Annotated in this window: 10 protein-coding genes; all 10 read left to right on the top strand. The window is 65.8% G+C overall.

Features of this window, described 5'->3' with window-relative positions:
* Window positions 1-35 precede the first annotated feature (35 nt).
* Window positions 36-1655, top strand: a complete 1620-nt coding sequence (locus LOY51_RS12495; RefSeq protein ID WP_125463929.1) for an NADP-dependent glyceraldehyde-3-phosphate dehydrogenase — start codon at window positions 36-38, stop codon at window positions 1653-1655.
* Window positions 1656-1816: 161 nt separating this feature from the next.
* Window positions 1817-2284 (top strand): VOC family protein, encoded by a 468-nt coding sequence (locus LOY51_RS12490; protein WP_258646406.1) that lies wholly within the window; start codon window positions 1817-1819, stop codon window positions 2282-2284.
* An 87-nt stretch (window positions 2285-2371) separates the two neighbouring features.
* Window positions 2372-3568, top strand: a complete 1197-nt coding sequence (locus LOY51_RS12485; protein WP_258646405.1) for a DUF8534 domain-containing protein — start codon at window positions 2372-2374, stop codon at window positions 3566-3568.
* Window positions 3569-4201: 633 nt separating this feature from the next.
* Complete coding sequence (locus LOY51_RS12480; protein ID WP_125858480.1) at window positions 4202-5533, top strand: hypothetical protein; 1332 nt, start codon at window positions 4202-4204, stop codon at window positions 5531-5533.
* Window positions 5534-5553: 20 nt separating this feature from the next.
* Window positions 5554-7794 carry an Ig-like domain-containing protein gene (locus LOY51_RS12475; RefSeq protein WP_125858479.1) on the top strand — a complete coding sequence of 747 codons (2241 nt, stop codon included), beginning with the start codon at window positions 5554-5556 and terminating at the stop codon, window positions 7792-7794.
* A 16-nt stretch (window positions 7795-7810) separates the two neighbouring features.
* Window positions 7811-8281, top strand: a complete 471-nt coding sequence (locus tag LOY51_RS12470; RefSeq protein ID WP_125858478.1) for a curlin — start codon at window positions 7811-7813, stop codon at window positions 8279-8281.
* A gap of 28 nt (window positions 8282-8309) precedes the next feature.
* The gene (locus LOY51_RS12465; protein ID WP_125858477.1) at window positions 8310-9755 is read left to right on the top strand and encodes a curlin; all 1446 of its coding nucleotides are present in this window, start codon (window positions 8310-8312) and stop codon (window positions 9753-9755) included.
* Between the two features lie 115 nt (window positions 9756-9870).
* The gene (gene alkB / locus LOY51_RS12460; RefSeq protein WP_258646629.1) at window positions 9871-10515 is read left to right on the top strand and encodes a DNA oxidative demethylase AlkB; all 645 of its coding nucleotides are present in this window, start codon (window positions 9871-9873) and stop codon (window positions 10513-10515) included.
* A 79-nt stretch (window positions 10516-10594) separates the two neighbouring features.
* The gene (locus tag LOY51_RS12455; protein ID WP_125858476.1) at window positions 10595-10981 is read left to right on the top strand and encodes a VOC family protein; all 387 of its coding nucleotides are present in this window, start codon (window positions 10595-10597) and stop codon (window positions 10979-10981) included.
* Between the two features lie 96 nt (window positions 10982-11077).
* Entirely contained in the window at window positions 11078-11647 is a 570-nt protein-coding gene (locus LOY51_RS12450) for a hypothetical protein (protein WP_125858475.1), read from the top strand.
* The last annotated feature ends 126 nt before the right edge of the window (window positions 11648-11773 follow it).

Genomic DNA, 11773 nt, shown 5'->3' with positions numbered 1-11773 from the left:
GTTTCACCCAGCCAAATACAAGAGGTGCTAGCCCCATGGAACGTCTGCTCGACTCGCTGTTCCCCACCCCTGACGACATCCCCGCGCAATGGCGCCTGGGCGAGCCCCTGGAGCAACGCGACTACCTGGTGGCCGGTGAACTCAGGCACTGGGACGGCCCGCTGGCCACGGTGCGCAGCCCGGTGTGGCTCAAGCACAGTGACGGCGAGCGCCAGGTGATCCTCGGCAGCGCCCCTCTGCTCGACGCCGACACCGCCCTCACGGCACTGGACGCCGCGGTCCAGGCCTATGACAAGGGCCGCGGCGCCTGGCCGACGATGCGCGTGGCCGAGCGCATCCAGCATGTCGAAACCTTCCTGGCGCGCATGCGCGAACAGCGCACGGCAGTGGTCAAGCTGCTGATGTGGGAGATCGGCAAGAACCTCAAGGACTCCGAGAAAGAGTTCGACCGCACCTGCGACTACATCGTCGACACCATCAACGCCCTGAAAGACCTCGACCGCCGCTCCAGCCGCTTCGAGCTGGAACAAGGCACCCTCGGCCAGATCCGCCGCGCGCCATTGGGCGTGGCGCTGTGCATGGGCCCCTACAACTACCCGCTCAACGAAACCTTCACCACCCTCATCCCGGCATTGATCATGGGCAACACCGTGGTGTTCAAGCCAGCCAAGTTCGGCGTGCTGCTGATCCGCCCGCTGCTCGAAGCCTTCCGCGACAGCTTCCCGGCCGGGGTGATCAACGTTATCTATGGCCGTGGCCGCGAAACCGTCAGCGCCCTGATGGCCAGCGGCAAGATCGACGTATTCGCCTTCATCGGCACCCACAAGGCTGCCGCCGACCTGAAAAAGCTGCACCCACGCCCGCACCGCCTGCGCGCAGCGCTGGGCCTGGATGCCAAGAACCCCGGCATCGTGCTGCCCCAGGTCGATCTGGACAATGCCGTCGAAGAGGCGGTCACCGGCGCGCTGTCGTTCAACGGCCAGCGCTGCACCGCGCTGAAGATCCTGTTCGTTCATGAAGACGTGGTCGAGCCGTTCCTCGACAAGTTCCAGCGCAAGCTCGCCGCGCTCAAGCCCGGCATGCCCTGGGAGCCGGGCGTGGCGCTGACGCCACTGCCCGAGCCGGGCAAGCTCGACTACCTCGACGGCCTGGTGGCCGATGCCACCGGCAAAGGCGCGCGGGTGCTCAATGAAGGCGGTGGCCTCAGCCGTGGTTCGTTCTTCTACCCCGCCCTGCTCTACCCGGTCAGCCAGGACATGCGTGTCTACCACGAGGAGCAGTTCGGCCCGCTGGTGCCGGTGGTGCCCTATCGTGACCTGCAGACCGTGATCGACTACGTGCTCGATTCGGACTACGGCCAGCAACTGAGCCTGTTCGGCAACGACCCCGCCACCATCGGCGCGCTGGTCGACACCTTCGCCAACCAGGTTGGCCGCATCAATATCAATGCCCAGTGCCAGCGCGGGCCGGACACCTACCCGTTCAATGGCCGCAAGAACAGCGCCGAGGGCACGCTGTCGGTGCATGACGCGCTGCGGGTGTTCTCCATCCGCACGCTGGTGGCGACCCGGTTCCAGGAGGCGAACAAGGAACTGATCAGCGAGATCATCCGCAATCGGCAGTCGAGTTTCCTCACCACCGACTACATCTTCTGATCGACGCCCCGCCCCCGCGTTTGCATAACGCGGGGGCGGCGCGTTTTTTATAGGCAATCGATCTAAACCTCAGGTCGATTTCCTGCCCGCCTGTACGACTCTAAGTCACCACCGTGGCGCAACGCGCACATGGCCCACCCAGGTGAAAGGAGAGTACGCAAATGGCAGTCAAGCCCATCCCCGAAGGCCAGCACAGCATCACCCCCTACCTCGGCATCAAGGACGCCGCCAAGGCCATCGAGTTCTACAAGAAGGCCTTCGGCGCGGTCGAGATGTTCCGCCTTGAAGACCCCCAGGGCCGCGTCGGCCATGCCGAACTGAAAATCGGCGATTCCTCGCTGATGCTCGGCGACCCCTGCGACATGCCGAACACCCTCAAGCCGAGCCAGACCATCGAGCATCCCGCCGTCGGCCTGCACCTGTACGTCGAGGACTGCGACAAGGTCTTCGCCCAGGCGATCGCCGCTGGCGCCCAGCAGTTGAGCGAGGTGAAGGACCAGTTTTACGGCGACCGCAGCGGCACCTTGAAGGATCCGTTCAACAACATGTGGTTCATCTCTACCCACAAGGAAGACCTGAGCGTCGAGGAAATCCGCGCCCGCGCGGCGAAAATGTTCGGCGGCAATTGAGCTGCAAGCCTCAAGCTGCACGCTTCAAGTTGAATCCCACGCGGCTTTGCTTGAAGCTTGCAGCTCGTAGCTTGGAGCTGCCCCTCAATGCGAATCATCGAAAAATCCGCCGCGCAAGTGCGCAGCCTGACCGCCGCCGAAGAAGAGCTGCTGGTCGGCTTCGTCAACGGCACCCTCGCCGGCCCCCGACTGCTGCAGGCCAACCAGTGGCTGATGAAAGTGCGCGGCGCCAACCAGTGGCTGGCCTGCGACTGCCGCAAGGATGCCTTGCCGGTGCTCAACATCTCGTTGAACGGCAGCACCGGCACGCTGTTCCTGCGCAACAACCCCGACACCCCCGAGCACGCCCCCGGCTGCCCGTTCAGCAAGGATGAACGCGAAGCCGCCGAGCGTAGCGAGGAAGCCAACCAACCTGCCGCCTGGTTGGCCCCGGATACGCCCCTGCGGCTGATCGGCGACTACCGCCGTGCCGATGAGCGCGAAGCGAGCCAAGCCAGCCCGCGCACACCCGGCGAGCGCCGTGAACAGCAGCGCCTGCTGTCGCTGCTGCTGACCTGGATCGAGGCCAGCGGCCTGAACGTCTACGCCACCCACCTGAAGAAGGACCTCACCGCCCAGTTCGCCGAGCTGCGTGGCGTGGCCGCTCGCTACCCGTTGCTGGAGCGGGTGCCGGCCAGCAACTACCTGGAAACGCGGCTGGACATGAAGCACATGATGATGCTCAAAGCCCGCCTGCGCGAAGCCACGGTGTTCGGCAACCACCGCCGCCATGGCCTGCTGCTCGACTGCGTGGAGCAGATCAAGGGGCGCAAGGTGATCAATGCGCGCAGCGAGGACGGCTTCGACTTCCAGGGCCACCATCAGTACTGGGGTGGCAACCGCACCAGCGGCCCACTGCTGGCCCTGGCGCTGTATTCGCCGGCCACTGCCGGCAGCCACTTCTACGAAATGATCCACGTGGCCAGCGTGCCGGTGCTGTCGCGCGCACAGCTGTTCCCGGTGTACCGCGACGAGGAGCGCGAACCGCTCAAGGCGCTGGTGTCGCTGATCGACTGGATGGCCGGCAAAGGCGTGAAGGTGCTGATGCGTCGCCCGGTAATCGGCGGCCAGGTAATGGATGAACTGGTGCTCACCTCGGACCATGACCGTGTGTTGTCGGTGTCGTTGCTGGAGCAGCCGGTCGGCCCGGAGCCGGACACCGAGCATTTCAAGCGCTACGCCGACTTCAAGAGCCTGGAGACCTTCCGCAAGTACGTGGCCGGGTTCTTCATGCGCGAGCGCTGAAAGGCGCAGTAACAGCGCCCACCTCGATGTAGCGCCATGCCAACAAGGCGGACAGCGATGAAGCCACAGAAGTAACTGGCCCGAAACAAATGTGGGAGCTGGCTTGCCAGCGATGCGCCGCGCGGGCGGCGCTCGATTTCATAGGCGCTGCAAAAATACCTGCGAGCACTTGGCAGCCATCAAGCGATATCCCGACAAGCACTTAGTGGTCATCACCGAATACTAATTTTCAGGGCCAACAGTGTGGCGCCCAGCGCCCGCCCTGGGATCAGATGTGGGCCACCAGGTGCATGGCGACACTCTTGCAGCGCCCTCAAGATCGAGCGCCGCCCGCGCGGCGCATCGCTGGCAAGCCAGCTCCCACATCTGTTTCGGGCGATGTAGTCCTGTGAAAGAGGCGGCGCCCGCCTTGGTGCATGTCTGAAGACCTGTGAAGCATCGCCAGTGCACGCCCCGATTCCCCAAAGCTGGGGCCAGCTGCCCACCCGAGTTTCCCAGCATGTTGATGGCCATACAGGCTGCAGGCCCTGCCGTTAAAGGCTTGCAGAGCATCTCGATCAACCTGGCACAACACTTGCCGACTCCTCCCCAGACGCCCCAACCCATGGGCCCGTTTGCAGGAGGAATCGACTCATGCACCGACCGACACCCCGTCCGCTGGCCATCGCGATCGTCGCCGGCCTGCTCCAGCTACCGGCCCAGGCTGCGTTGTATGCGGTCGACCCCGGTCCCTACCCACCCGCGCCCGCAAGCGGCTTCCCAGCCTGGTATCAGGACAGCCATGGCCGCACCCTCGACCTGTGCCTGACCAAGGCCGTGAGTTCTCGGGTTGCCGGTGCGCCCGGCGCGCCAGCCTACATGTGCACGCTGTTGCCCACCCCCGGCGTGTTCGATGACACCCAACCCATAGTGTTCCCCACCAATTTCCCCGACGAAGCCTTCTGGTTCACCGCCGATGCCGCGATCGTCGACGCCGCCCGCGGTATCGACCTGAGCTTTGGCACGGCCATCGAAGCGGCATTCGCCGCCGAAGAGCCGATCGCCGGCGACCAGGTCAGCTTCGCCCGGGTGCGCATTCGCGTCGATGTCCCGGTGGCAGGCACCTATACCGTCACCCACCCCTATGGCGTCGAAGTGTTCGACGTGCCGGCTGGCGGGCGCCGGGCAATCAACATGACCCGCGACATCGGTATCGCCGGTGCGGGCGACTTCAGTGGCGCACTCAAGGGCGATGTCGGGCCGTTCCTGCGTAGCGTCAACGGCCCGTATACCGAAGGCAACGAACGCTTCATCGGCGACCCCAACCTGGACGAGCCGGTCACTGGCAGCCCCTTCAACACCAACTTCGTGCGCATCGAAGGCCCCAACGGCATCGACCTGCGCACCACGGTCTTCAGCGTGTCCGGCAAGCTGTCCGAGGTCAACCGGCCAACCCCGCTGATCCCGCAGCGCAGCACCTACTCCCGGCATACCGAAAACGGCAACCTGCGCGCCCAGCAGGATGTGTTCGTCATGGCGCCGCCGGCGCCGGCCACCGTCACCCTCAGCAGCCAGACCCCGGCACTGGCCTTGGGCGAAGCCAACGGCACCGGCAGCTGGTATGCCCAGTCCGTGCTCAACCCCACCCTGCCAGTGACCCTGCAGGTCACCGCCGACAACAGCCTGGCTATCGCCACCAGCACCCCGACCACCACGCCGATGCCCTTGACCGACCTGGTGGTGATCAGCCGCGCCGAATACAGCCTGGGCAGCGGCCAGCTGACCCTGGTGGCCAGCAGCAGCGACGAGACCAGCCCTCCAGCCCTGACCGCGCATACCGGCAACGGCGCGCTGATCGGCAACCTCAGCGGCAGCGGCGCGGTGAAATCCCTGACCACCGGGCTGACGCCGATACCACCGGCCACGGTGCAAGTCAGCAGTAGCCATGGCGGCAGCGACAGCGAACCCGTGGTGCTGGTGCCATGAACAGACTTCCAGGAGGCAGCATGAATACTTGGTCACGCCGGGCGCTGTGCGCCGCCGGTTTCAGCCTCAGCGTGAGCAGCGCGGCCTGGGCCGTGCTGACCGAGGTCGACCCGGGCCCCTACACCTTCGCCACCGGGGGCTACCCCATGTGGTACAAGGACGCCACCAACCTGTCGCTGGAGCTGTGCCAGTCGCGTGCCACCAGTACCCGCTTCCCCGGTGCGCCAGGCGCCCCGGCCTACATGTGCACCCTGCTGCCGGAGCCTGGGGTCTATGACGACACCTTGCCGCTGGTGTTCCCCGACAACTGGCCGCCCGAGATGTTCTGGTTCCTCGCCGAGACCTCGATCCCTGCAGTAGGCAACAGTGGCTACGAGCTGGAAGTCTATGTGGCCGGCGTGGAGGCGGCCTTCGCCGCCGAAAACCCGGTCGACGGCGACCAGCAGAGCTTCGCCCGCATCCGCATCCGCGCCTCGATACCCACCGCAGGCACCTACACCATCACCCACCCCTATGGCGTGGAAACCGTCACCGTCGCCGCCAACCAGGTGGGCCGCCGCGCGGTCAACATCACCCGCGACATCGGCATCGGTGCCCCAGGCAACTTCAGTGGTGCGCTAAACGGCAACATCGGCCCGTTCCTGCGCGGTGTCGGCGGCCCGTACACCGAAGTCAATCCGGACACCGGCGCCACCGAAACCTTCGTCGGCGACCCCAACACCACCGAAGCGGTGACCGGCAGCCCGAACAACACCAACTTCGTGCGCATCCAAGGCCCGGCGGGCACGATCCAGACCAACGTCTTCACGGTCTCCGGCAAGGTCCTCGACCAACGCGCCCAGACCCCGGTCACCCTCGAGCGCGCCACCTATTCACGTAGCGGCGTCGGCACCCGCGTCGAAGTCTTCGCCAAGGCCCCGAACACCGCCAGCGTATGCATGCGCAATGGCCTGGCGCTGGTCGGCTCGCCACCCTCGCCCTGCCAGTTCAACCTGCTGCCAGACAACAACGGGCTGTTCTTCAGCCAGCAGTTGAGCCAGGCCGCGCCACCGCCGGTGGTGGTGGTCACCGCCAGCAGCAGCGGCGGCACCACCAAACCCACCGCCGTGTCGAGCAAGCTCAGCGACGTGGTACGGGTCACCAACGCCCGCTACGACTGGGTCACCAAGCGCCTGCTGGTCGAGGCCCGCTCCAGCGACGAGGTGGCAGTGCCAGACCTGGTGGTGCAGGGCTACGGGCGCATGTCCAAGGCCGGCGTGCTGCAAAGCCTGACGGTCAACGATCTGAACCAGCCACCCGCCAGCATCACCGTCAAGTCCGCCCATGGCGGCAGCGACGTCGAGCCGGTGGTGGTGGTCGGCAACGCGCCGATCTCGGCCGGCAACCAGCCGCCGCTGGCCCAGGCCGACAGCGGCAGCACCAGTGTCGGCGTCCCGGTCACCCTCAACCTGCTGGCCAACGACAGCGACCCGGACGGCAACCTGCCATTGACCATCAGCGACCTCACCCAACCCGGCACCGGCCTGGGCGGCGTGGTGATGAACGGCACCACTTCCGTTACCTACACACCACCGGCCGGCGCCACCAGCCCGCTGGTGGCGACCTTCAGCTACCGCGCCATGGATGCCAAGGGGCTGAAGTCGGACCCGGCCACGGTAACCGTCAACGTCGCGCCCAACCGGGCACCCACGGCAGTGGCCGACAGTGTCGCCACCCTGGGCGTTCCCCTGACCATCGACGCCCTGGCCAATGACACCGACCCGGAGGGCAACCTGCCGCTGACCATCGCCAGCGTCACCCAGCCGATCCCGGCCGGGCGCGGCACGGTGAGCACCAACGGCAGCACCATCACCTACACGCCCCCGGCCACGGTCACCGCAGCGTTCAGCACCACCTTCACCTACATCGCGCGTGACTCGATCGGCGCCCTGTCCACCCCTGGCACGGTCACCGTGCAGGTGTCGCCACGGCCACCCCAGGAGACCTTCGCGGTCACCGCGGCAACGGTCACGGCCCGCTCCAACAACCGCTACAACTGGGACATCAGCGGCACCTCATCGGTGACCACCGGCAACACCATCACCGTACGGGTGACCACCACCACCGGCGTGCAGACCCTGGGTACCACCACCGTGCCGGTCACCGGCCGCTGGCGCCTGGCCGTCAGCAACAGCACCACGGCGGTACCGACGGCGGCGCCTACGGCAACCGTGACCAGCAGCCAGGGCACCACGCGCACCGTCAACGTGGTGGTGCAGTAAGCCAAAGGAGCGCGCCATGAAACGCCTGTCCCCGCTGCTGCTGTGCCTGGCCCTGAGTGGCCAGGCCTGGGCCGACGATCTGATGGACAACGCCGACCTCGCGGCCGGCAACGACCTGGGCGAGCCGCTGGTGCTGCGGCTGCTGCCCAGCGCTGCCGGCCAGGTGGCGGTGATCGAGCAGCAGGGCAACGGCAACCGTGCCGCCCTCGACCAGAACGGTGTGGCCCTGCTGGGCCAGATCGTCCAGGCCGGGGGCGCGCAGGAGGCGTACATCCTGCAGCAAGGCAGTGACCTGATGGCCTCGATCAACCAACAGGGCTACGGCAACAACGCGTCGATCCGCCAGAACGGCAGCGGCAACACGGCCGCCATCGAGCAGATCGGCAACCACAACACCGCCACCATCGAGCAGAGCGGCACGGGGCTGACCAGCGCCGTGACCCAGGCCGGCAATGGCCAGCAAGTGCACATCACCCAATACCGTTAACGCCATCGAAACCGCAGGAGGCTTCACCATGTACAAGCTCGCCCCCCTGAGCGCCGCCATTGTCCTGGCGCTGGCCGGCCAGGTCATGGCCGACGACAGCACTTCCACCCAGTCCCAGCAAGGCAACAAGAACATCGCCGAAGTGAAACAGACCCAGGCCTCGTACGCCTCGGCCAGCCAGAGCCAGACCGGCCGCGACCACAACCACATGGCCGTGCAGGACAACAGCACCAGCGATATCCAGCAGATCGCCACCGGCTCGCTCAACGCCGGCTACGCCGAGCAGCTGTTCGAAAACGGCAGCCAGATCACCCAGATGTCCGGCGGCACCCTCAACGACGCCTTCGCCAGCCAGTCAGTGGGCGAGAACAACCAGGCTCTGCAGATGCAGGAAGGCACCGGCAACCGCTCGGTGATCTGGCAGGACACCCAACTCGGCAGCCAGGCCACCACCCAGCAATCGGGGCAGCGCAACGACGCCACCATCGAGCAACTGTTCGGCGGCAGCAACAACCGCAGCCTGATCAACCAGAGCGGCAACGACAACCAGGCCGCCGCCGAGCACCTCACCCACCAGGACGGCGACATCGCCATCTACCAGCAGGGCCGGGAAAACTGGGCCTACGGTGACCAGCGCAACGGCTTCGGCGGCACCATCGGCATCGACCAGTACGGCACCGGCCATTCCGTGGAGGTGTGGCAGGACAACCAGACCGCCAGCCAGGCCAGCGTCTACCAGACCGGCCAGCTCAACGAAGGCTACATCGACCAGAGTTTCGGCGAGGGCAACAGTGCCACCCTGAGCCAGAACGGCCGCGCCAACGCCAGCTGGTCGGACCAGTTCGAGACCAACCAGTCGGTGACCAGCATCACGCAGACCGGCAACAACAACCTGCACTTCACCTACCAGACCGGTGACAACCACAGCCTGACCATCACCACCCAGGGCAACGGCAACAAGATCCTGGCCAGCAACTGGAAGGGCGAGAAATCCGGTGGGCAGTTCGGCAACGACCAGCGCGCCGAGATTCGCCAGGTGGGCAATCAGAACAGCGTCAACCTCAACCAGAAGGACACCGGCCAGTTCGCCAAGCTGAGCCAGAACGGCAACCGCAACACCATGGAGACCAAACAGGCCGATACCAACAACGAGCTGTATTTCGAGCAGAACGGCAGCGACAACCTGCTGATTGCCGACCAGCGCGGTACCGCCAACTACGCCGAAGGCATTTCCGCCGGCAACGGTGGCATCGTCAACATCGACCAGTCCGGCAGCGGTAACCAGAGCTACACCTACCAGCTGTACGGCAGCGGCAACCAGGCCACCATCAAACAGACCGACGGCGTCAACGTCGCCTACGTGACCCAGGGCGGCAACGGCAACCAGGCCTTCGTCGACCAAGCCGGTGCCAGCCAGACCGCCAGCATCACCCAGTACGGCAACACCAACATGGCCACCGTCACCCAGCACTGACCCGCTCCCCCTTTGAACTGCGGTGTCCGCTCTCCCTGGCGCCGCGGTTCCTTTTTCCCTCACCTGGCAACAGCGCTACACTGGCCGCCTGTCCTGCCTGCTCGGCCGCCACCTGATGATCCAGTCCGACCTCGACCTGTTCGGCTCCCAGCCACAACGCCTGGCCAGCCATACCGTGCTGCTGCCCGACTTCGCCCTGGGCGAGGTCGAAGCCCTGCTCGATGCCTTGCGCCCGGTGCTGCGCGCCGCACCCTGGCGCCACATGCACACCCCCGGCGGCCAGCGCATGGCGGTGGCGCTGAGCAACTGCGGGGCGCTGGGCTGGGTCAGTGATGAGCGCGGCTACCGCTACAGCCCGCTCGATCCCTTAAGCGGCCAGCCCTGGCCGGCCCTGCCAGCGGTATTGCTGGCACTGGCCGGGCGCGCTGCCGCGCTGGCCGGGTTCGACGGCTTCGTGCCGGACGCCTGCCTGATCAACCACTACCTGCCCGGCACCCGGCTGAGCCTGCACCAGGACCGCGACGAGCGCGACTTCGGCCAACCGATCGTGTCGATTTCACTGGGGTTGCCCGCGGTATTCCTGTTCGGCGGGCTGCAACGCGCCGACCGCGCACAGCGAATCGCGCTGAAGCATGGTGATGTGCTGGTCTGGGGCGGCGAGGACCGCCTGCGCTTTCACGGCGTGCTGCCGATCAAGCCCGGCGTGCATCCTCGACTGGGGGAGCGGCGCATCAACCTGACTTTGCGCAAGGCCGGGTAAGGACTTTACGGCCCACGCTGGTCAAAGCGCAGCGACCGTCTTTACTTGCTGTAACACCCACCCACATCGGTGTGCGCCTATGAAGATCGTGGTCACCAGCATCCTCGTCGACGACCAGGCCAAGGCCTTGTCGTTCTACCACTACGTGCTCGGCTTCGAGCCCAAACACGATGTCCCCATGGGCAAGCATCGCTGGATCACCCTCACCTCCCCCAACGACCCCAACGGTGTCGAGCTGCTGCTCGAACCCGATGCCCATCCGGCAGCCAAGGCCTACAAGACCGCGCTGAAGCAGGATGGAATCCCGGCCACCTCGTTCGGCGTACGCGATATCCAGAGCGAATACACCCGGCTGTGCAAGGCTGGCGTGCAGTTCACCCAGCCCCCCACGGATGTGGGGCCGGTGACTGTGGCGGTATTCGACGATACCTGCGGCAACCTCATCCAGATCGCGCAACGTCACTGACCCCGACGCTATCGGGCAACGCCGCGGTGGCGTCGCCCTTGCTCGCTCCGCTACATTGCTCGATCCCGCTCAGCGCAGCCACAACAAGGAAAAACCATGCGCTATGAATTCAGCGAGGTCCTCAACGACCTGGTCGACTATTTCCTGCTCGGCGACATTCAACTGCTGGAGCACTTCAAGCACGAACACGATCTGCCCGATGACCTGGCGCGCGCCTTCACCACCGGAGACAGTGGCGACCTGGCGGTGCACGAGGGCGTGATCCTGCCTTTGGCCGGTATCGACAACCTGCCTTACCGCATCCTGTTCACCCTCGACCAGGGCACCCCGGCCCTGCTCGAACCGGGCAGCCGCCTCAAGCACCGCCGTAGCGGCCATGTGCTGCGGGTGGAGAACCGCGCACTGATGCTGTTCACCTGGCGCGTGCTGCAGCATTTCACCAACAAGACCCTCGGTGACCTGCTGGCCCGCTACCAGGAGCCAGGGCGACCGATCATCGAGCTGGCCAACGGCTTGTATGAAGTGGAGGTGCTGGCGGGGGCGCTGGTGCGCGATGGGCTGTACGAGCCGGCGTTCGAGTTCGTATTGAAGAAGACTTACAGCCACGCCGGCAACGCCGAGGTCGATACCGGCTATCGCTACAGCCTGCGCGGGTATTTCGACTGAGTGGATGCCATCGCGGGGCAAGTCGCATCGGCGCACCGCCGCTCCCACGTTTTATCCGGACTTGCGGGAAGTCCGCAACGTGGGAGCGGCGGTGCGCCGATGCGACTTGCCCCGCGATGATGTTGG

The sequence above is a fragment of the Pseudomonas sichuanensis genome (genome assembly GCF_024749065.1).
Lineage (GTDB): Bacteria > Pseudomonadota > Gammaproteobacteria > Pseudomonadales > Pseudomonadaceae > Aquipseudomonas > Aquipseudomonas sichuanensis.
The sequence above is the reverse complement of the archived record's forward strand: the minus strand, read 5'-3'. Positions and strand labels throughout refer to the sequence as shown.

Coding starts and splice junctions, on each gene's coding strand:
- LOY51_RS12450 (WP_125858475.1), top strand. CDS start 11,078: ATGCGCTATGAATTCAGCGAGGTCCTCAACGACCTGGTCGACTATTTC.
- LOY51_RS12480 (WP_125858480.1), top strand. CDS start 4,202: ATGCACCGACCGACACCCCGTCCGCTGGCCATCGCGATCGTCGCCGGC.
- LOY51_RS12455 (WP_125858476.1), top strand. CDS start 10,595: ATGAAGATCGTGGTCACCAGCATCCTCGTCGACGACCAGGCCAAGGCC.
- LOY51_RS12490 (WP_258646406.1), top strand. CDS start 1,817: ATGGCAGTCAAGCCCATCCCCGAAGGCCAGCACAGCATCACCCCCTAC.
- LOY51_RS12470 (WP_125858478.1), top strand. CDS start 7,811: ATGAAACGCCTGTCCCCGCTGCTGCTGTGCCTGGCCCTGAGTGGCCAG.
- LOY51_RS12485 (WP_258646405.1), top strand. CDS start 2,372: ATGCGAATCATCGAAAAATCCGCCGCGCAAGTGCGCAGCCTGACCGCC.
- LOY51_RS12495 (WP_125463929.1), top strand. CDS start 36: ATGGAACGTCTGCTCGACTCGCTGTTCCCCACCCCTGACGACATCCCC.
- alkB (WP_258646629.1), top strand. CDS start 9,871: ATGATCCAGTCCGACCTCGACCTGTTCGGCTCCCAGCCACAACGCCTG.
- LOY51_RS12475 (WP_125858479.1), top strand. CDS start 5,554: ATGAATACTTGGTCACGCCGGGCGCTGTGCGCCGCCGGTTTCAGCCTC.
- LOY51_RS12465 (WP_125858477.1), top strand. CDS start 8,310: ATGTACAAGCTCGCCCCCCTGAGCGCCGCCATTGTCCTGGCGCTGGCC.